The following is a 20,102-nucleotide window of genomic DNA, read 5'->3' on the forward strand; positions in this document are numbered from 1 at the left end:
CAACCGGTCCAAGATACATGACGAACCCCTGACCTGCGAAATCGTGGTCCACCGTCACGGCCTCCCGATTCCGAATTCTCGCTCGAGGCGCGACCACTTACGCTGTTGCCCATGTCCGACGCCCCCACTTTGCGAGCCGACCGGGCGTCGCGTCTGTCCTCCGCGTTCGCCGGCCGCGGCAACACGACGCTGGTCCTCATCGTGTCGTTGCTGGCCACCTGCGTGACGATGTGGTGGAGCTACCAGGCGAAACTCAAATGCGGCGGCCCGCCGTTCCTGGAAGAGGGCCGCAGCTCACACTGGCCCGTCGGCGATCCGGATGCCGTCATCCCCTGCTACTCGGACCTGATGTACCTGTGGATCGGCCGTGACATCAACAACCACGTGTTCCCGTTCATCAACGGGGGCATCACCCCGGACGGAACCCTGTTCGGCGGGGTCGTCGAGTATCCGGTGCTGTCGGGGATGCTGATGTGGCTGGGTGCGATCGGCGCCGACACCGACACCGAGTTCTTCCAGCATTCGGTGCTGCTGCTCATCCCGTTCGGGCTGGCCGTGACGGTGATGCTGGCGCTGATGACCCGCTGGTGGGTGCTGTTGTGGGCCGCCACACCGCCGATGGTGCTCTACGCCTTCCACAACTGGGAACTGCCGGTGGTCGCGACCACCGTCGGCGCCGTAGCCGTCATGGCCTGGGGATCGACCATCAATCCGCGCACCGGTGATCGTCGGCTCTCCGTCCGGACGGCCGCGATCCTGGCCGCGATCCTGCTCGCGGTCGGATTCTGCCTGAAGCTCTATCCCGGCTTCTTCGTGTTGCCGCTGGCCATCTACGTCTTCACCTACGGCACGTCGCCGGGCGCCGACGGCCGGACACCGGCGCGCCGCACGCTCGACTGGGTGGGCGCGGTGTGGGTTGCCGCAGCCGCGACGATCACCGTCCTCGCGATCCAGCTGCCGTTCATCCTGCTCGGCTTCGAAGGCTGGAAGGCCGCGCTCTCGTTCCAGGGCAAACGCAAGGCCGACGTCGACACCAACTCCATCTGGTACTGGGGTCTCCGGCATTTCACCGGCGGCCAGAACGACACCTACAACTCGCTGGTCGGGGTGCTCTCGCCGCTGCTGATCGTCGCCGCGTTCGCCGTGTCGGTCTACCTGGGCTGGCGGGTCTATCAACGCACCGGCCTGTATCCGTGGATCGGGGTCGCCGCGTCGATGCTGGCCGGGTTCATGTTGTTCCACAAGGTGCATTCGCCGCAGTACACGCTGTGGATTCTGCCGTTCTTCGTGCTGCTGCAGATCCGGTGGCCGGTCATCGTCGGCTATCTGGTCGCCGACTTCATCCTCGACACCACCATCTTCCGTCTGTTCGGGATCTACACGTCTGGCTCGCCGATGCAGTGGTGGGTGATCGGCGGAGTGAACCTGGGTGTGTGGGTGCACGCGGTGCTGCTGGCCTACCTGATCGTCGCGTTCGTCCGGGCTCCGCTGCGGGAACCGCTGGCGTCGTTCGGCCGTCGGCCCAGGCCGACCGAACCGGACCTCGTGCCGGCGCGGTCGTGAGCGGCTGGCTGGGCAGCGGCCCGCTCTCGCTCGGGCGGGTGACGCTGCGACCACTCGTCGCCGATGATGCCGAGGCGCTGTCGCGCGTCGTCGGCGAGCCCGAGCGATTCCGGTGGGTTCCGGGCGTCCCGTCGGACCTCGAGTCGAGTCTCCGGTGGATCGAGAACGCACGCACGACCACGGATCGCGTGGCTTTTGCGGTCATCGACAACTCCGACTCGCGGTTGATCGGGTCGACGAGCTACTACGAGATCGACCACGGAAACCGTGCTGCGGCAATCGGTTACACCTTCTACTCCGAGGGCGTGCAAGGCACCGCGATCAACCCCACCGCGAAGCTCCTGCTGATGCGGCACGCGTTCGAGGAGTGTGGCGCAGTGCGGCTGGTGTGGCATACACACGAGCACAATGCGCAGTCGCGGGCGGCGATTGCGAAGCTGGGCGCCACGTTCGAGGGACTGCTCCGCAAGCATCGCCGTTTCGGCGACGGCTGGCGCACCACCGCCCAGTACGCGATGACCGACGACGACTGGCCCGCTGCGAAGGCGGGGCTGCTGGAGCGGATCTCGACGTAGGCGGCGTTACGGCTTCTCCGTGTGATCGGGATGTCCGTGCGTGCGGCGCTGCTCCTTCATCCGCGCCTCGTGGAGATGCCGGACTCCGTCCATCAGCTCGTCGCGGGCGCGTTTCTCCGCCTCGCGGAACGGCGTCCAGTAGGTGTCGTCGAACTCCTCGACCACCTGGAAGGTCCACCGCCCGTCGATGACGTTGCGCCCGACGATCTCGGTGTCGAGCATGTCCGCGAGGTCGGTGTGGCCGTCGGCGCGGAGGGCGTCGACCGCCTCACCCAGGACCAGGTCGGCGTGACCGATCAGCTGATGAAAGCTGTAGAGATGCCCGCGGGCGCGTTCGACGTACTCGAGGGCCTCGGAGAGTTTCCCGACCGCATCGGCGGTGGCATCCGAGATGTGCTCGGCGCGATCTGCCATGAGTCCATCAGTACCCGGCTCAGGCCACGTCGAATCGGCCAATGCGCGAATCGCCGGTCACGAATCGGTCACCACTCGCCGGCGACGATCACCCGGGTCCGCCCGGTGACGCCGCCCGAGAGGATCGTCTTGATCGACGTCGGCAGGTCCGTCACCGACACGTCGGTGGTCACGTCGTCGAGGTGACGCGGCTTGAGTTCGCCTTCGAGTTTCGCCCACAGCGCGCGACGGTTGACGATGGGTAGCTGCACCGAGTCGATGCCGGCCAGGGTGACCCCGCGCAGGATGAACGGGTGCACCGTCGTCGGGAGGTCTGCGCTGCCGGCGAGCCCGGACGCGGCGACCACTCCGCCGTAGTTCTGCGTGCTCAACGCATACGCAAGGGTCGGACCGCCGACGCAGTCAACCGCCGCGGCCCACCGCGATTTGCCGAGCGCGCGGACCTTCTCGCCCTCCTCTGGCAGCCGGCCGATGACCTCGGTAGCGCCGAGGCTACGCAGCAGGTCAGCGGCCTCGGACTTACCCGTCGACGCGATGACCTCGTAGCCGGCGGCGGCGAGCAGGTCGACGCTGACGCTGCCCACGCCGCCAGTCGCACCCGTGACGAGCACCGGTCCATCCGACGGGGTGATGCCGTGCGTGATCAGTGCTTCGACGCTCATCGCCGCGGTGAAGCCGGCCGTGCCGATGGCCGCCGCTTCCTTCGCCGACAGTCCGGACAGCTTGACCACCATGTCGGCGGGCAGCCGTGCCGTGCCTGCGTAGCCGCCGTGGCGGCCGGTCCCGATGTCGTAGCCGTGTGCGACCACGACGTCGCCGACCGAGAACTCCGACGATGCGCTCGAGGTGACCGTGCCGGCCAGGTCGATCCCGGGGATCAACGGATACGACCGTGCCACACCGGCTTTCGGCGTGACAGCGAGCGCGTCCTTGAAATTGACGCCGGAGAACTCGACCGCGATCTCGACGTCGCCGTCGGGTAGGAAGCTCGTGTCGACGGTTTCGTGAACGAGGTCGATGTTGCCTTCGTCGTCCTGATGGGCCACCAGTGCCTGTACGTCAGCCATACCCGCACCCTACTGAAGTGCGTCCGACTCCTGTGGCGCGTCCGGGTTCTCCACGACGACGCGGGAGGCGCGGATACCGACCAGCCGCCGTAGGAACAGTTCCTCGTCCAAGCGTTTGCGCCGCATCCATGCGGTCACCTCGGTGTTGCACTTGCTGGCATTGCACGACCGACAGGCCGGCACGACGTTGAGCTCGGTGTAGCGACCGCCGATGGACAGCGGCTGGACGCAGTCGCGCTGCAGCGCGGTGTCCGTGCGACCGCAGTAGGCGCACCCACCCCACGCGGCCTTGATCTCGTCCCACTGTTCGCGACTCAGATCGTTGTCGGCCAGTCGCATCCGACGTTGCCGACGACGACCGGCCCGTGCGCGTCTCGAGTTCGGGGACCCCACCCGATGATCGTAGGCCGATGGGCACCGGAGGTCGCGGAAGGGCACCGCGGTGGCGCGGCCGAGATGCTGTCGGCGTAAACCCGGGTGCTGTCGGCGCGAAACCGGGTTCTGTCGGCGGTGATCAGGGTGCTGTCGGCGCGAGATCCGGTTCTGTCGGCGGGGGCTGCGTCGGGGCAGCCGCCGGGCGAGGACGCAAGGTGAGCCGATCGGGCGCACCGTCGAGGACTCCGCCGGCCGGGTCGTCGAGAAGTTGATCGGGGTCGGGTCCAGTGCCGCGGTCGTCGCGTCGTGGACGACGCATCAGATCGTCGTCGGGGTGCCAGATCTGCCAGATCACCACGGCGCACAGCGCGATCACCATCACCGCCCGCACGACGACGGCGGCGGTGAACCATTCCTCGGGTAACCAACGGCGGTCCGCGTCGAGGTACAGCGACATCCGCGGCACCCACACCAGTGCGTCGACGACCATCCACGCGAACAGCAGCCGGGTGTGCGGGATGGCCAGGACGGCGAGCGGCACGAGCCACAGTGAGTACTGCGGACTCCACACCTTGTTCACCAGCAGGAAGCCGGCCACCATCAGGAAGGCCAGTTGCGCCACCCGCGGCCGCTGCGGTGCGGTGAGGGCCACGACGCCGATGCCGACCGCGACGAGCACCAGCAATCCGAGTGAGAGTGCGTTGAGAACGGTGACGTCCCAATTGAATCCGGCGGCCCGGCTCACGACGCGATACAGGCTGTCACTCTCGGCCGCGCGTTCGGAGTTGAACCGGAAGAACTCCCACCAGCCCCGCGGATACATGACGAGGATCGGGAGGTTGACCGCGATCCACACCAACACCGCCGCCGCCGCGGTCTGGAGGAACTCCCGGAGTCGCCCGGCCCGCAGACACAGCACGAGCAGCACCCCGAGCAGCAGCACCGGATACAGTTTGGCGGCGGCGCCGAGACCGATGAAAACGCCTGCCAGCCAGGGCTTCCGACGCGCCCACGACAGCAGCGCCAACGCCACCATCGCCGTCGCGATCGTGTCGAAATTGGTGAATGCGTGCACCACCACCAGCGGCGAGAGCGCCGCCATCCACGCTGCCCAGATCCTTGCCCGGGCGGTGAGCGCCGTCGCCCAGATCGTCACCAGCCAGAACAGCGCGAGGCCGAGCGCGGCCAGATTGAAGAACAGCACCACGTCGAGCGCCGCGGGCACGCCCCAGTCCTCATGCGCCGACTCCCACGCCCGCGCGACGGTGGCGACGCCGTACATGTACATGCCGGTGATGACCGGATATTCCATGTACCGCTTGATCTGTTGCCCGTCGGGGCCGTCCTCGAACCAGAACGTGCGGTACGGGAATGCGCCTTCGTCAAGGCGTTCGGCACCGAACAGTCCGATGATGTCGGCGTAGCAGAGATTGGTGTACTGGCGCTGATCGTCCCAGTCGAGCCGCAGTTCGGTACCCGTCGGCGAGTTCGCGTCGGCCGGGGCCTGCTGCAGGCAGCTCGCCTTGCCGAACCAGCTCAGCGCGAGACCGCAGAGGGCGAGCAGGAACAACACCCGGATGGGCGTCCAGGCCCGGCTCCGCCCGATCGCCGCGTGCCGACCGACCGGACCGCCGATGACGCTCGACGCCTCCCGTGCGACGACATCCGTGCGGCTCGGGAGCACGCGGGTGTCGTCGACACGCGTGTCGTCGGAGAGGACCGCCGCGGATTCCCAGGCGGGGTCGGCCGCGCCGCCTACGCGTGCATCCGGACCCGCATCACCGGGGGAGCCCGGTGTCGTCGAGTTCTCCTCTGCCACGGTCTAGTGTCCCGCGCCGGAAATTCGTTTCATGAGTTTGGCGCTCCAGGTGGATGCATCGCGAGGCGGCGGAGGAGCAGGTACTGGATGTACCTGCGACGACGCCAACGAAGCGAGGCGCCGCCTGGACGTCGAAATCATCAACGAATTTCCGGTGCGGGACACTAGGACGGCTCAGTTGAATCCGGGTGGCTCCGGGACATCGCCCCCGAAGTCGCCCCCGCCACCGGTGTCGCCGCCGGTTCCGCCGTCGCCGGTTCCGCCGCCGCCGAAGTCGCCGCCACCCGTGTCACCACCGCCGGTGTCGCCACCGCCGCCGCCGGGGTTGCCGCCTCCGCCACCGGAGTTGCCGCCGCCGGAGTTGCCGCCGCCGCCCTGTTCGGCGTTGCCCGGCAGCGGGATCGTCACACCGGGTGCCAGGGTGAGGTTGCCGTCTCCGTTGCGGTCGCCCGGGAATCGGCCGTTCGGGCTCTGGTTCTGGCCACCGTTCGGGGACTGGGTTCCCGGCGAGTCGTAGTCGTCGTCATAGGTGACCGGCGGCTCGTAGGGCACGCCCGCCTGTCCGCCGACCGAGTCCGGCTCGGGGAACTGCTGGATGGGCCGGCCGTCCAACGCGTCGTTCATGGCTTCCTGCCAGATGTCGGAGGGCAGGCCGCTGCCGTAGATCGACGATCCGGCGTAGTTCGTGATGGCGCTGCCGCCGTCGGTACCGACCCACACCGCGGTCGAGAGCTGCGGCGTGTAGCCGACCATCCAGGCGTCCTTGTTCTGCCCGGTGTCGCCGAGCTGGGCCGTGCCGGTCTTGGACGCCGACGGGCGCGAGCCGAGCGACGGATCGGAGAGGCCATGTCCGTTCGAGTACGAGGCGATCGGTTCCAGTGCGGCGCTCACGTTGTCGGCGACCTTGGCCTCGAACCTGCGCTCCCCCTGGTTGGGCTGACGATCGAACAGCACCTCACCGTCGGAGGTCTCGACCTTCTGGACGAAGTACGGCTCGCGGTACACACCGGAAGCCGCGAGGGTCGCGTACGCGGAGGCCATGTCGAGCACCCGCGACGGGTACTGGCCGAGCACGACGCCGCCCTCGACGCCGCCGTTGGCCTCCTGCAGGGTGTGTTCGATGTTGCCGAAGCTCTCCGCGACACCGGCCTTGTGGGCGGCGTCGGCCACAGCCTGCGCCTGGCCGTCGAGGTCCATCATCAGGCGGTAGTAGACGGTGTTGAGCGACATCTTCATCGCGGTCGCGAGGTTGCAGGACCCGCAGCTCATGCCCTCGGAGTTCTCGACCGTGAGGCCACCGGGAGCCGAGTAGGGAGCGGAGCTGTAGACCTGCGACAGCGGGATGTCCTGCTCGAGGGCCGCGACGAGGGCGAACACCTTGAACGACGATCCGGTCTGCAGTCCGGCCTGCGCGTAGTCCCAGCCGTTGGCGTCGTTGCCGCCGAAGTAGCCCTTGATCCCGCCGGTACGCGGGTCCACGGCGACCGCGGAGGTCCGCAGCTTGTCCGGTTCGCCCTCGAGTTTGCCGTTGGCGGCCTGGACGACGGAACGCTGGACCTGCGGATCGATGGACGTGGTGATCTTCAGTCCCTCGGTGCGGACCTGTTGTTCGGAGATGTTGAGGCGACCGAGCTCGGCAAGAACCTGCCGCTTGATCAGGCCGTTCGCACCGGGCGTGTCGTCACCCTGTGGTCGGGCTTCGGGCACGTTCGGATACTGCATGTCGGCACGGTCACTGGCGGCCAGCGCGCCGGTGGCGACCATGCCGTCGAGGACGTAGTTCCAGCGGGCCTCGGACGCCTCCGGGTTGATCTCCGGGTCGTAGTACGAGGGCGACCGGATCGCCGCAGCGAGCACCGCGGCCTCCTCGGTGGTGATCTTGCTCAGGTCCTTGCGGAAGTAGGCCTGTGACGCCGCGGACACGCCGTAGGCGCCACGCCCGAAGTAGATGGTGTTGAGGTAGGCGGCCATGATGTCGTCCTTGGACCATTCATTCGACATCTTGGTCGCGATCGCGAGTTCCTTGAACTTGCGCTCGTAGCTGCGTTCGTCACCGACCAGCGCGTTCTTGACGTACTGCTGCGTGATCGTCGATCCGCCGCCGGCCTGTCCGCCGTTACCGGTGACCTGGCCGATTGCCGCGCGGGACAGACCGCGGATGGAGAAGCCGGAGTTGCTGCGGAACTGACGGTCCTCGGCGGCGATCACCGCTTCTTGCACCGAGACCGGGATGTCCTCGATCTGGACGTCGGTGCGGTTGCCCTCCTCGGGCACCACACGCGCGAGCGGGCTGCCGGTGGAGGTCACGATGGTGGCGACCTGGTTCTGTTTGATGTCACCGGGAGCCGGTACCGACGCCGTCGCATAGGTGACGACGAACGCGAGGATGCCCAGCAATGCGATGCCCGGGATGATGGCGCCGATGACGCCGAGACCGATGGCCAGCCGCTTCTGCTTCTTGCGGGCCGGGTCGTCGGCAGGCGTACGGCTCCTCCGGGGTGCCGACGACGTACCGCGGGGGCTACTCATCGTTCCACCATCCGATCCGTGCGCACGACCACGTCAGCGCTACTCACAATCCATCTCCGTCGTTCAGCTCGTTACCCCACTGTGACCTACGAAGGGGTGTCCGGGCAAAGTCTTGCGCCGGGAAGACGACGTGCACCCAGCCGTCGTCGGCGCCGAGCACCTCCCGCGCTCCGCACCTGGGTCTTACTTGGCGACCCGCCGAGAGCGCGTGGAACGTGGCGGCAAACCCGCAACGTATGACTGCACCAGATGGTTCCAACTGCAGGTCCGGCACACCTCGACGACGTGGACCGAGAACTCCTCGGCAGTGGTGGCCAGCCGCGAGATCTCGTCGTTGGTCCGAGCCGATCCCGACACCTGGCCGAGCTTCTCGCCGAACACCCAAGAAACCAGGGTGACCTGCTCTTTCCGGCAGATCGGGCACAGCGTCGACGATGGGCGTCCGTGGAACTTCGCGGCCCGCAGCAGATACGGACTCGCGTCGCAGACATCGGCCACGGCGGTCCGGCCCGAATGGACCTCGGACAGCCGCGACCTGCGCTGCAGGGCGTAGTCGACGATCTGGCGTTGCACGGGTTCAAGCGTACGTGGTCGCCACCCGCGCTGTCGGTGTGACCGTCATCCCGATCGGCACGTGTCGTGAGTCCCCCCGCCTGCGCGGCATCCCGCCGCAAGCTCTACCCCCCGCCGCCTGAGGAGCCTGCGAGGAACGAGCGGGCGTCGCGAAGGCGCCCTTCGTGACATCCCTCCACAAGCTCCGGGATTCCTCAGGGAACCAAGTGGGGACATTCCCCCGCTGTAGACCGCAGTTATATCGGTGCGATACATTGGTGAACACATCGCGGCGAGATGTCGGTGCGTCAGGTTGCCGACCAATTGTCACGCGGTGGCGAATGCCAGACGGGTCAGGTCATCAATCGGGAGGAGTGGGCACCATGTTGGAGCTCGCGGTTCTCGGATTGCTCCTGGAATCCCCGATGCACGGCTACGAGCTGCGCAAGCGACTGACCGGACTGCTCGGCGCATTCCGCGCCTTCTCCTACGGCTCTCTGTATCCGACGCTTCGCCGGATGCAGGCCGACGGATTGATCGACGAGGCCACCGCGCCGACCGCGGTCAAGGTGCGTCGCGGCCGCCGTGTGTACCAGCTCACGGACAAGGGCCGGGAACGGTTCAGCGAACTGGTCGCCGACACCGGGCCGCAGAACTACACCGACGACGGGTTCGGGGTGCACCTCGCGTTCTTCAGCCGGACACCGGCGGTCGCGAGAATGCGCATCCTGGAGGGTCGTCGCCGGCAGGTCGAGGAACGTCGCGAGGGCCTGCGCGAGATTGTCGGCCGCTCCAACCGGGCGGTTGACCGCTACACCCGTCAGCTGCACCAGCTCAGCCTCGAATCCAGTGAGCGTGAGGTGCGCTGGCTCAACGAACTGATCGCCGCCGAGGCCTCCGGCGATCACGACGACGAGGTCGACGACACGGATCTGCGACGCGATCCGCTGGTCGACACCGCCGACAGAGACTTCCGTGTCGCGAACTCAGAGGAGAGCCGCGACGCGGGGCGAGAAGAAACCGAAGAGAAAACACCGGTGGCGCAGCGATCTGCGATGCCCCGATCTGAAGGAGAACCCGACCATGGGTGAGCACAATAAGGTGCGCGTGGCCATTGTGGGCGTAGGAAACTGCGCTTCATCCTTGGTCCAAGGCGTGCAGTACTACAAGGACGCCGACGAGAACGCGACCGTTCCCGGCCTGATGCACGTGAAGTTCGGCGAGTACCACATCCGCGACGTCGAGTTCGTCGCCGCGTTCGACGTCGACGCCAAGAAGGTCGGCTTCGACCTGTCCGACGCGATCTTCGCGAGCGAGAACAACACCATCAAGATCGCAGACGTTCCGCCGACCGGCGTCACCGTCCAGCGCGGTCAGACCCTCGACGGTCTCGGCAAGTACTACCGCGAGACCATCACCGAGGCCGACGGCGACGGCGTCGACGTGGTCCAGGCACTGAAGGACGCCGAGGTCGACGTTCTCGTGTCCTACCTGCCCGTCGGTTCGGATCAGGCCGACAAGTTCTACGCCCAGTGCGCGATCGACGCGAACGTCGCGTTCGTCAACGCCCTGCCCGTGTTCATCGCTTCCGACCCGGTGTGGGCCCAGAAGTTCATCGACGCCGGTGTCCCGATCGTCGGCGACGACATCAAGAGCCAGGTCGGCGCGACCATCACCCACCGCGTGATGGCGAAGCTGTTCGAGGACCGCGGCGTCACCCTCGACCGCACCTACCAGCTCAATGTCGGCGGCAACATGGACTTCAAGAACATGCTCGAGCGTGAGCGTCTGGAGTCCAAGAAGGTCTCCAAGACCCAGGCCGTGACGTCGAACCTGACCGGTTCGCTGGCCGGCAAGGTCGAGGACAAGAACGTTCACATCGGCCCGTCCGACCACGTCGAGTGGCTCGATGACCGCAAGTGGGCCTACGTCCGCCTCGAGGGTCGCGCCTTCGGCGACGTGCCGCTGAACCTGGAGTACAAGCTCGAGGTCTGGGACTCCCCCAACTCGGCCGGCATCATCATCGACGCCGTGCGTGCCGCCAAGATCGCCAAGGACCGCGGCATCGGCGGCCCGATCCTGCCGGCATCGTCCTACCTGATGAAGTCCCCGCCGCAGCAGCTCGCCGACGACGTCGCGCGTGCGCAGCTCGAGGAGTTCATCGCCGGAGCCTGACTCACTGACCGGAGTCGATGACTGACATCGTCCCCGTGACGGACGACCGAGGGGCACATCCCCTCGGTGACACGTCACGGGGACGATTGTCGTCACCACCGAGTTCGTCGACGTTGTGTGCAAAGGTTGTGCTTCCGAGAACATCACGGAGAGGACAGGGTCCTGCACAACCCGGCGGAGTACACCGCGCCCACATCCCCACCGGACGAGGCGCAGCCACAACGCAACCCCCACACGATCATTCGCTGGCTGGTGATCTGCGTCGTCGCGGCGGCGGTCGGCGTGGCCGGCTACGTGCTGGCGGTGCGGACGGTGACCGGCCAACGAATCGAGAACGCTGCGCTGCGCGGAGCCGATCAGGCCGGACGGGCGATGACGGCCCCCGCCGACTCGGTGCTCGGCACCATCACGATCACATCGATGGTGATCGCCATGCTCGCACTTCTGGTCGTCGCGGTGCTGCGCCGCCAACCCTGGGTCGGTCTGGCCGCGCTCGTCATCATCGTCGGCGGGCAGGCGATCGTCCAGGTACTCAAGAGCTATGTCCTCCCTCGGCCCGAACTGATCGACGCATCGCCTCAGTACGTGCAGAACAGCCTGCCGAGCGGCCACACCGCCGCGGCGATGACGATCCTGCTGGCCGTCCTGCTGGTGACGCCGTTCCGGCTGCGCGGACTGACCGTGCTGGTGGTGCTGCCGTGGGTGATCGGAGTCGGCGCCTACACCATCACCGCCAAATGGCACCGCTTCTCCGACACCCTCACCGCCGACGCGATCGCATTGGTCGTCGCGTGCGTGGTCTGCGTCGTCGGCGTACGCACCAAGTATCTGACGATCACCGAAGCCGGGCCTCCGAGCCATATCATCGGTCGCCGCGTCATCGTCTGGTTCTGGGTCGTCCTGTTCGTGATCGCGACCGGTATCGGTCTCGCGCTCTGGGCGCTCACATGGCGAAACGGCCAGATGGACGACGCTGCCGAGTACAACTACTTCCTCGGCGCACAGCTCCTCTCCGCAGCAGGAGCGATCGCGTCGGGCCTGGTTTTCTGGTGGACCTTGCAGCGGGTCTCGATCGGCGACGGCCCTGCGGCTCGCGACGACAGTTCAGTGGGGTAGCTCTCCCAACACATCCGAATGCCCGTGTCGCCGACACCAGCTCACGATGTACCGGGCGTGCAGACCGCACCAGCGGTACACCGTGGCCTGCGTGAGCGGCAGCCGGTCGTCGTGCTCGCGACGCTGGGTGATGATCGGTCCGAGGTAGTGGCTGGTGAGTTTGTTCGCGGTGTTCGGGGACACCTTCGCGGCGGCTGCGAGCGACGCGCTGTCGGCCGCATTGCCGGAGGCGATCGCGCCCGCCAGCCGGGCCGCGGTATGGCCGCGACGCCCGACGAACAACTCGTAGAGCGGAGGGCGTCGCATGCTCAACTGCTCGGTCGCGGTCAGCCGCTGACCGAGCGCGACGGTGCGGATCGCGCTCATCAACGACATCATGCCGTCGGACTTGGCGATGACCCCGGACACCTCCGGCCGCAGCCGCGCCTCCTCGAGATGGTCACGCTCCATGCTGTGTCCCTGCGTTGCCAGCAGGACGGGTGCCAGTCGATCCGCGTGACGCAAGGCGTCGATGACGTCGAGCCCGTCGAAAGTCCACTCCATCGACGGCCGGTTCCAGATGAGGTCTGCGGTCACCACGTCGAACCGAACGCGTCCGGCGATCCCGCGCACGAACTCGTCCTGGTCGGTGGCAACCTCGACCATCACATCGTCGTACGCGGCCTCCAGCGGCTTAGCGATGACCTCGCCCAGGGGCGACGCGATGAGGATGCGTATCCGATGTCCCACATGCGTAATCTTGCCCCGATTCGATTGGTCATGCGCGATCTGACATCAGATCCAACCGTTCGGGTGACACCCGGGCCCAAACGTCGCAGAACTGGTCACAAGAACTGCTGAACCTGTCGGTGCAATGAACGAAGCTTTAGTTCACTTATCCGATCTCCAATCCAGGGGAACCCATGACCAGCCAGATCGACCGCGAGCTCCACGTGCCGCTGTACCCGCTACCCAGCCCGACGACGGTCGCCATCGTCGCCGAGCGCGACATCAGCGATGCCGCACTCGTCGCTCTCGTGGAGAGCCTCGGGTACCACGTCGTGCTCATCGACCTGGACACGCACCCGGAACCGCTCCCTCCGGCCATCGCCATCGTGCGCTCGTCGGACAAGCTGGCCCGCTTCCGCGCCCTTCGCGGGATGCGCAACTGCCTGATCGCCGCCATCGGCGTGGACCTGCGGGACGCCCCTGGGGTCGCGATCGCGGATTCGCCGCTCGCTGCGCGACAGCTCGAGCGGCTCCTCGAACAAGCGGCGCGCCGTAGGCCCCAGCTGCGCAGCCGGGTGAACGTCACCGAGCGTGAACTCGAGATCCTCACCACCTACGCTCTCGGCGCGACCCTGCGCGAGACCGCGCAGACGCACTACGTCGCGGAGAGCACCGTGCGGGCACACTACCGCCGGGTGTCGCAGCGATACTGCGACGCCGGTCGCCAGGTGGGCAACAAGGCGCAGTTGCTGTTGCAGTTCATGGCCGACGGGTGGGTGCTGCCCGAGCAGTTGGCGGTCTGACGGGCCAACCGTTGATCGGGTCGCCCAACCGCTGATCGGGTCGCCCAACAACCGTTGATCGAGTAGCGGGCACCCCAACCGTTGATCGAGTAGTCCGAGGCGCTAGCCGAGGGCGTATCGAGATCCCCGCAGCATACGAGATCTCGATACGGCTCCTCGCTGCCGCTCGTCACCTACTCGATCAGCGGTTGGGGGGGACTCCTCGATCAGCGGTCGGGGGACTCCTCGATCAGCGGTTGGAGCCGCGATCCGTAGCCTGGCACCATGCGGACACATCGCTGGGTGGCCACCGGGTATTCCGGACTCGACGACTTCGCGTTCGTCGAGGAAGAGCTGTCGGCGCCGGGTCCCGGCGAGGTCACCATCGAGGTCCGGGCGGCCGGGGTGAACCCGGCCGATCTCAAGCACGCACAGCGGGGCGGCGATCCCGCGGAGCTGCCGCTGCCGATCGGGTACGAGGTGGCCGGCACTATCGTCGACATCGGTCCCGACACCGAGATCGCCTCGGGTGCAGCAGCTGTCGGCGATGCTGTGCTCGCGTTCCGGGTACGCGGGGGATACGCGACCGCCCTCACAGTGCCCGCCGACAAGGTGTTCGCCAAGCCCGACACGATCGACTACCCGGAGGCCGCCAACCTGCTGCTGGCCGGGTGCACTGCAGCCGACATGCTCCGGGCGGCACGGGTCGAACGCGGCGAGACCGTCCTGCTGCACGCGGCGTCGGGTGCCGTTGGCGTCGCGGTTCTGCAGATGGCGCGGCTGCGCGGAATCTCGGTGCTCGGCACCTGCGGACCGAACAGCGTCGAACGGGTCCGCGAATTCGGTGGTCTGCCGATCGAATACGGCCCGGGTCTGGTCGACCGGGTTCGCGCCGCGGCCCCCGACGGTGTCGTTGCCGCGCTCGACGCCGTCGGCACCGACGAGGCCATCGACACCTCGCTGGAACTCGTCGACGACCGTTCGCGGGTGGTCACCATCGTCGCACCCCAGCGCGCCGAGGCCGAGGGGTTCGTCGCCCTCGGCGGGTCACGCCCGGAGAGTCTGATGTTCCGGGATACGGTGCGCGCAAGTCTGATTCGCCTCGCCCGCAATGGACATCTGGTGGTGCCGATGGCCCGCACCTATCCCCTGGCCGACGCTCCGACGGCACTTCGGCTGGTCGCCGGCGGTCATCCGGGCGGAAAGGTCGCGCTCATCCCGTGAGTCAGGTCAGATCGTCTTCCAAGGCCTTGTTCGCGGCCTCGACGTCGAAGGCGGTGGGGTCGAACGGCGCCGTTGGTGAGAGTCCGGCCCAGTCCCGGAGTTCGGCGTGTTGTTCGTGGGTCGGATCGGTCACCGCTGCGACGAACACCTCCCAGCCGCCGGCGCCACCGACATCGTCGAACGGCGCCGTGCCGGTCCCGTCAACGACCGAGAGCAGGTAGTTGTCGTCGTCACCGACCGGCGGCCTCGCCGCCTCCAAGGTGACGAGAACTTCCCAGCCATCTCCGAAGTCGTACTCGTAGAGCAACTGCGCACCGGGTTCTTCCAGGATGACGCCGATCGGCATCCCGTCCTCGGGGATCGCTTCCGAGCGCCCTACCAGGCCGTCGTCGATGGCAGCCTGGGGCATGAACGGGCGTGAGTCTCCCTCGCGCGGGTACACGCTGAAGCGGTGGAGGTGGCTGTCGTTCCACGACATGAGCGATTGGATCAGGTCGTGTAAGCCCTTGAGTGACAGCAGGCCGGTCACCTCGACCCGGCGCGAAACAGGCGGTTCGATGCCGGGCATCTCCAACTTCAGGGTGACCACCGGTACCGGGTCGAGTTTGTTCGACAGAACGGCGACAGCATTGCTCACGACCAGTCGCAGAGCCGACGGAACCACGTAACCGCCGTCGTCGGCGAGGTGCAGCCACCCCTCGGCCCGTAGGTCCTCTGCGAGATAGGCCATGATCTCGAGGGCCAGTCGTGTGTCCGGGACGGTGTCATCGTCCGCCCGCAAGTCCTCCTCGTGCAGCGGCAGTCTGGTGAGCCCACGCTGGAGGATCGTCACCGCCAGTTCCTGCGCCGCCTCCGACACCCACGAGGCGACTTTCGACTCGAGCTCACGTTCCGCGGTTTCGCGTAGCAACATCAACCTCGGTCCGGAGCGCCAATCATTGGCATTCTTGCCCGGTTCGGCACTCCCCGACCTCACGGAGATGAGGCCGACGACTTCGGCCAGTGTCCACAGTTCAGCCAGTGTGGCATGGTCGTCCATCGTCTCGACCTCGTCGGGCATCCCGATGTCCATCGCGTCCGATGCACCCTGCAGCAGGGTCGGGTCGAGCGATCCGTCCTCGGTGACCGGGCGACCGCTGCCGAGCCAGGTCAACAGGGCATCGAGGCGCCGAGTCACCTCCAGCCCCGACAACGCTGCTTCCTCCTCGGCGGGGTCTATGTCCTCGACGTCGAGGTCCTGTTTGGTCAGGTAGCGCACGAGCGCATCGTCGACGACGTCCATGACGACATCACAGAGGTCTTCCGGCCCGGCCCATCGGCCGGTCTCCCGGAGGAAGTCGAGGAACGCACGCAGCGCGAAGACCGGCAGCGCCGCGCTGGGCGCGTCGGGGTCGAGATCCTCCAGTTCCTCGGCGAAGCCGATCGCCGCGTCGACGTCGGAGACCGTCCAGCAGTCGGGCTGGAAATCCGACCTCCGCTCGTACGCCGCGGTGCCCATCGCCTCCGCTGCGGCGGCGAGTACCGCGGGGTCGGCGTCATTCTCGTAGAAGTCCGTCTCGACCAGCCATGTCTGGAAGAAGCGGACCAGGCTGTTGAGATCGGTGCCGCGGAGAAACCCCACGACCTTGTTCTCGTGATCATGCGACTGTCGCTTGCGGGATTTGGCGGCACGTTTGGCGCGCCGCGCACGCTTGTCGGAGCTCATTGCGGACGAGTCTAACCAGTTCGGCTCAGCAACAGTCGGGAGTCAACACTTGTCGCAGCGCTTCCATCGCGTCGCGTCGTGCGCGGTGGAAGACGTTCATGCCTTGCCTGTGCGACACCACCATCCCGGCCTTGCGCAGTTGCGTCAGATGGTGACTGACGGTGGCCTCGGACAACCCGACGGCCGCCGCCAGGTCGCAGGTACACACCTCGCCGACGTCGCTGGTGAGCAGAATCGACATCAGTCGCAGTCGCGCCGGATCGGCGAGCGCCTTGAGCCGCAGCGCCACCTCGAGCGCCGCGTCCGCTCCCATCGGTTCCGCCGACACGGGTGCGCAGCAGACCGGGGAAGTCACATCGATGACGGGCAGGGTCTTCGGCATCTGACCATCATACCTCCAGGATCTTGACATATGTCGAATATGTGCCACCATCGAATTCGACATATGTCGAACTATCAATGGAGGCGATCACCATGGCACGAGTGCAACTGGCGCTCAACGTCGACGACCTGGACGCAGCGGTCGATTTCTATCGGAAGATGTTCGGCACCGAGCCGGCGAAGCGGAGGCCCGGATACGCCAACTTCGCGGTGGCCGATCCACCGTTGAAGCTGGTGCTGATGGAGAATCCCGGGCGAGGGGGATCGCTCAACCATCTCGGCGTCGAAGTGGCGACCACACAGGCAGTCCGCTCCGAGATCGAACGGCTGCGCAGCGAGGGATTGGCGACGGCCGAGGAGTTCGGTACCGCGTGTTGCTATGCGACACAGGACAAGACGTGGGTGACCGGCCCCGACGACGAGAGCTGGGAGTTCTACACCGTGCTGGGCGACGCCGACGTCCTCTGCAACGTGCCCGACGATGCCGAAGCCGAACGCGGTGCCTGCTGCTGAGTAACCCTGCTGGTGAAACCCGGTCAGTGCAGGCGGACCGCGAGATCGGCGATCCGGGAACGTAATTCATCGCGGATCAGCCGCATCCGGTCGATCCCGTCGATTCCCCGGGCCGACGGTTCGTCGACGTCCCACACCTCGACGGTGACGCCATCGGGTGGTGTCACCTCGGCGGTGCCGACGACCACCACCCGGTCGGCGGCACGCATCAGGTCGTCGGTGAGTTGCCGGGGCCGGTGGGCGGAAATGTCGACACCCACTTCGTCGAGTACCTGCGTCGACAGTTCATTCGGCGACGCACCGAGTTTCGCGCTCGTACCCGCCGAAGTGGCGTGCAGGCTGTCGGCGGCGTCGAGGCGTGCGAGCCCTTCGGCCATCACCGATTTGCCTCGATTGCTGACGCAGACGAACACCACGTCGGGAAGTCTTGTGCCGTCGTCAGGCATCGCGGATCGCCTCGCTCTCGGAATCGGGTTGTGGAGTCGAGCCGGTGAAGCGTTGTCGTAGCGCGAGTGAGACATACACCAGTCCGACGAGCACGGGAACCTCGATCAGCGGGCCGATGACCCCGGCGAGGGCCTGCCCGGACGACGCACCGTAGGTGGCGATCGCGACAGCGATCGCGAGTTCGAAGTTGTTGCCTGCAGCGGTGAATGCCAGTGTGGTCGTGCGTTCGTACCCGAGGCCGAGCGCGGCGCCGAGTGCGAACCCGCCGCCCCACATCACCGCGAAGTAGATCAGCAGGGGTATCGCGATCCGCACCACATCCCAGGGACGGCTGGTGATCTGGTCGCCCTGCAGTGCGAACAGGACGACGATGGTGAACAGCAGACCGTAGAGCGCCCAGGGCCCGATCCGGGGGAGGAACCGCTCCTCGTACCACGTGCGGCCCCGGGCGCGTTCCCCGATACGCCGCGACAGATAGCCGGCCAGCAGCGGGATGCCGAGGAAGATCACCACCGACATCGCGATCTGCCACGGCGAGGTGTCGATCGTCGTCTGTTCGAGGCCGAGCCAACCCGGCAGCACCGAGAGGTAGAACCAGCCGAGCAGGCCGAACATGATGACCTGGAACACCGAGTTGAGCGCGACGAGCACCGCCGCCGCCTCGCGGTCCCCGCAGGCGAGGTCGTTCCAGATGATCACCATGGCGATGCATCGGGCCAACCCGACGATGATGAGGCCGGTTCGGTACTCCGGGAGGTCCGGCAACAGCAGCCAGGCAAGCGCGAACATCAGCGCCGGGCCGACAACCCAGTTGAGGACGAGTGACGCGATCAGCATGCGCTTGTCGCCGGTGACGGAGTCCAGTCGGTCGTAGCGGACCTTCGCCAGCACCGGGTACATCATGATCAGCAGCCCGAGAGCGATGGGTACCGAGACGCCGTCGACCTCGACGGCGCCGAGGATGTCGCCCAGGCCGGGTATGGCACGGCCCAGCAGGAGCCCGGCGGCCATTGCCACGCCGATCCAGACGGGTAGGAACCGGTCCAGCGTCGAGAGGCGGCCGACCACCGCGGTATCGCCGCTCATCGACAGTCCTGCGCAGTGCCCGACACCTCGGCCATACTTGCCAGAAGGGCGGAAAGGGGTTGGAGCGCTTCGGGAATCACCCGGTAGTACACCCAGGTGCCGCGACGTTCACTGGCGACGAGACCAGCCTCGCGCAAGACCTTCAGGTGGTGCGACACCGTCGGCTGGGAGAGTTCGACGAGCCCGAGCAGGTCGCAGACACACGATTCGCCGCCCGGTCTCTGCGCCAACTCGTGAAGCAACCGCAGCCGAACGGGGTCGCCGAGCGCCCGCAGGGTGCCGGCCGCGACATCCAGACCGATTTCCTGTATCGACACCCGTCTATATTGACAGTCATCGATGCCACTCGGCAACCGGCCAGGTGAGAAGCCGAATGTGTGCCGAAAGACCCACGACAGGTTGCCCGAGGGCGAGCAGGATTGAGGGCATGAGGACCAGTGCAGCCATCATGGTCGGCGGGCTTGCCACTGCAACCGCGGCGGTCGTCTACCAGCGGTTTCTGCGCCGCCCGATACTGACGTGGGGCGCCACGCCCGACGAGGTGTCGGCGACCCTGCGCGGCGACGAACTGCTCCCCGGGGCCGACGGCGTGTCGACCCGGGCGATCACCGTTGCCGCGCAGCCCGAGCAGGTGTACCCGTGGCTCGTGCAGATGGGGCCCGCCCCGCGGGGAGGTGCCTACACCTACGACTGGGTGGAGAACCTGCTCGGGCTGCACATGCACAGCAGCGACGTGGTGCTCGACGAGTTCCAACACCCGACGATCGGCACCGAGATCGCCCTCGGACCTAATCGGATGATCATCGAGATCGCCGACCCCGGTGAAGCGTTCGCGATCCGCTCGGCGGACGGGAACTGGGTCTGGGCGTTCACGATCGCTGACGGCGCCGACGGCACGTGCCGGCTGATCAGCCGCAACCGTTATCGTCTACCTCGGCTGCGGGATCGGATCGGCATGGTACCGATGGAGGCGGGATCTCTGGTCATGGAGCGAAAGATGTTGCTGGGTATCCGACATCGGGCGGAGACCATGTCGGGCGGAGCAGCTCTCCGGCGAGTACGGTGATGGCC

The 20,102-nt window shown here is 66.9% G+C and carries 21 protein-coding genes; 9 read left to right on the plus strand and 12 right to left on the minus strand.

Annotated features, from left to right (window positions below):
- Positions 1-111 precede the first annotated feature (111 nt).
- Positions 112-1,563, plus strand: a complete 1,452-nt coding sequence (locus tag VZC37_RS17375) for a hypothetical protein (RefSeq protein WP_330434020.1) — start codon at positions 112-114, stop codon at positions 1,561-1,563.
- Positions 1,560-2,138, plus strand: coding sequence for a GNAT family N-acetyltransferase (locus VZC37_RS17380; RefSeq protein ID WP_330434022.1), 579 nt, complete (start codon positions 1,560-1,562; stop codon positions 2,136-2,138). The genes VZC37_RS17375 and VZC37_RS17380 overlap by 4 nt, the downstream gene beginning before the upstream one ends.
- Before the next feature lie 6 nt (positions 2,139-2,144).
- On the opposite strand, the gene VZC37_RS17385 is transcribed toward VZC37_RS17380, so the two are convergent.
- From VZC37_RS17385 to VZC37_RS17410, 6 genes are all read right to left on the minus strand, one after another.
- Positions 2,145-2,552 carry a hypothetical protein gene (locus VZC37_RS17385; protein ID WP_330434023.1) on the minus strand — a complete coding sequence of 136 codons (408 nt, stop codon included), beginning with the start codon at positions 2,550-2,552 and terminating at the stop codon, positions 2,145-2,147.
- Positions 2,553-2,620: 68 nt separating this feature from the next.
- Positions 2,621-3,619 carry an acrylyl-CoA reductase family protein gene (locus VZC37_RS17390; RefSeq protein ID WP_330434024.1) on the minus strand — a complete coding sequence of 333 codons (999 nt, stop codon included), beginning with the start codon at positions 3,617-3,619 and terminating at the stop codon, positions 2,621-2,623.
- Between the two features lie 9 nt (positions 3,620-3,628).
- Positions 3,629-3,958 (minus strand): HNH endonuclease, encoded by a 330-nt coding sequence (locus VZC37_RS17395; RefSeq protein ID WP_330434439.1) that lies wholly within the window; start codon positions 3,956-3,958, stop codon positions 3,629-3,631.
- Positions 3,959-4,133: 175 nt separating this feature from the next.
- The gene (locus tag VZC37_RS17400) at positions 4,134-5,813 is read right to left on the minus strand and encodes a glycosyltransferase family 87 protein (RefSeq protein ID WP_431309435.1); all 1,680 of its coding nucleotides are present in this window, start codon (positions 5,811-5,813) and stop codon (positions 4,134-4,136) included.
- A gap of 174 nt (positions 5,814-5,987) precedes the next feature.
- Positions 5,988-8,342 carry a transglycosylase domain-containing protein gene (locus VZC37_RS17405; RefSeq protein ID WP_330434025.1) on the minus strand — a complete coding sequence of 785 codons (2,355 nt, stop codon included), beginning with the start codon at positions 8,340-8,342 and terminating at the stop codon, positions 5,988-5,990.
- A 183-nt stretch (positions 8,343-8,525) separates the two neighbouring features.
- Positions 8,526-8,915: a DUF5318 family protein gene (locus tag VZC37_RS17410; RefSeq protein ID WP_330434027.1), complete on the minus strand. Its 390-nt coding sequence runs from the start codon at positions 8,913-8,915 to the stop codon at positions 8,526-8,528.
- A 362-nt stretch (positions 8,916-9,277) separates the two neighbouring features.
- Between VZC37_RS17410 and VZC37_RS17415 the strand changes: the two genes are divergently transcribed.
- From VZC37_RS17415 to VZC37_RS17425, 3 genes are all read left to right on the plus strand, one after another.
- The gene (locus VZC37_RS17415; protein ID WP_330434029.1) at positions 9,278-9,985 is read left to right on the plus strand and encodes a PadR family transcriptional regulator; all 708 of its coding nucleotides are present in this window, start codon (positions 9,278-9,280) and stop codon (positions 9,983-9,985) included.
- Positions 9,978-11,069, plus strand: coding sequence for an inositol-3-phosphate synthase (locus tag VZC37_RS17420; RefSeq protein ID WP_330434031.1), 1,092 nt, complete (start codon positions 9,978-9,980; stop codon positions 11,067-11,069). Before VZC37_RS17415 ends, VZC37_RS17420 begins: the two co-directional genes overlap by 8 nt.
- 126 nt (positions 11,070-11,195) lie before the next feature.
- A complete protein-coding gene (locus VZC37_RS17425; protein ID WP_330434032.1) occupies positions 11,196-12,185 on the plus strand; it encodes a phosphatase PAP2 family protein in 990 nt (329 codons plus the stop codon).
- On the opposite strand, the gene VZC37_RS17430 is transcribed toward VZC37_RS17425, so the two are convergent.
- The gene (locus VZC37_RS17430) at positions 12,174-12,914 is read right to left on the minus strand and encodes an MSMEG_1198 family transcriptional regulator (RefSeq protein ID WP_330434034.1); all 741 of its coding nucleotides are present in this window, start codon (positions 12,912-12,914) and stop codon (positions 12,174-12,176) included. The two genes, VZC37_RS17425 and VZC37_RS17430, sit on opposite strands and share 12 nt — an antisense overlap.
- Before the next feature lie 173 nt (positions 12,915-13,087).
- On the opposite strand from VZC37_RS17430, the gene VZC37_RS17435 reads away from it, so the two are divergent.
- Together VZC37_RS17435 and VZC37_RS17440 are read left to right on the plus strand one after the other, a co-directional pair.
- Positions 13,088-13,696 carry a helix-turn-helix transcriptional regulator gene (locus tag VZC37_RS17435; protein WP_330434035.1) on the plus strand — a complete coding sequence of 203 codons (609 nt, stop codon included), beginning with the start codon at positions 13,088-13,090 and terminating at the stop codon, positions 13,694-13,696.
- A gap of 264 nt (positions 13,697-13,960) precedes the next feature.
- Entirely contained in the window at positions 13,961-14,899 is a 939-nt protein-coding gene (locus VZC37_RS17440; protein ID WP_330434036.1) for an NADP-dependent oxidoreductase, read from the plus strand.
- A 1-nt stretch (position 14,900) separates the two neighbouring features.
- Here the strand turns inward: VZC37_RS17440 and VZC37_RS17445 are convergent, their stop codons facing one another.
- Together VZC37_RS17445 and VZC37_RS17450 are read right to left on the minus strand one after the other, a co-directional pair.
- Entirely contained in the window at positions 14,901-16,604 is a 1,704-nt protein-coding gene (locus VZC37_RS17445) for a plasmid pRiA4b ORF-3 family protein (protein WP_330434037.1), read from the minus strand.
- Between the two features lie 25 nt (positions 16,605-16,629).
- Entirely contained in the window at positions 16,630-16,986 is a 357-nt protein-coding gene (locus VZC37_RS17450; protein ID WP_330434038.1) for an Rv2640c family ArsR-like transcriptional regulator, read from the minus strand.
- Positions 16,987-17,078: 92 nt separating this feature from the next.
- Here VZC37_RS17450 and VZC37_RS17455 point away from each other — a divergent pair, with 92 nt between their 5' ends.
- Positions 17,079-17,498: an ArsI/CadI family heavy metal resistance metalloenzyme gene (locus tag VZC37_RS17455; protein ID WP_330434039.1), complete on the plus strand. Its 420-nt coding sequence runs from the start codon at positions 17,079-17,081 to the stop codon at positions 17,496-17,498.
- 23 nt (positions 17,499-17,521) lie between these two features.
- Here the strand turns inward: VZC37_RS17455 and VZC37_RS17460 are convergent, their stop codons facing one another.
- From VZC37_RS17460 to VZC37_RS17470, 3 genes are read right to left on the minus strand one after another with little or no spacing between them, the layout of a single operon-like run.
- On the minus strand, positions 17,522-17,944 hold the full coding sequence (locus tag VZC37_RS17460) for an arsenate-mycothiol transferase ArsC (RefSeq protein WP_330434040.1): 423 nt from the start codon (positions 17,942-17,944) through the stop codon (positions 17,522-17,524).
- Positions 17,937-19,031: an ACR3 family arsenite efflux transporter gene (gene arsB, locus VZC37_RS17465; protein ID WP_330434041.1), complete on the minus strand. Its 1,095-nt coding sequence runs from the start codon at positions 19,029-19,031 to the stop codon at positions 17,937-17,939. The genes VZC37_RS17460 and arsB overlap by 8 nt, the downstream gene beginning before the upstream one ends.
- A complete protein-coding gene (locus VZC37_RS17470) occupies positions 19,028-19,348 on the minus strand; it encodes an ArsR/SmtB family transcription factor (protein ID WP_330434043.1) in 321 nt (106 codons plus the stop codon). The genes arsB and VZC37_RS17470 overlap by 4 nt, the downstream gene beginning before the upstream one ends.
- A gap of 110 nt (positions 19,349-19,458) precedes the next feature.
- On the opposite strand from VZC37_RS17470, the gene VZC37_RS17475 reads away from it, so the two are divergent.
- Positions 19,459-20,097: an SRPBCC family protein gene (locus VZC37_RS17475; RefSeq protein WP_330434045.1), complete on the plus strand. Its 639-nt coding sequence runs from the start codon at positions 19,459-19,461 to the stop codon at positions 20,095-20,097.
- The last annotated feature ends 5 nt before the right edge of the window (positions 20,098-20,102 follow it).

It is taken from the genome of Gordonia sesuvii (genome assembly GCF_036350415.1).
GTDB lineage: Bacteria > Actinomycetota > Actinomycetes > Mycobacteriales > Mycobacteriaceae > Gordonia > Gordonia sesuvii.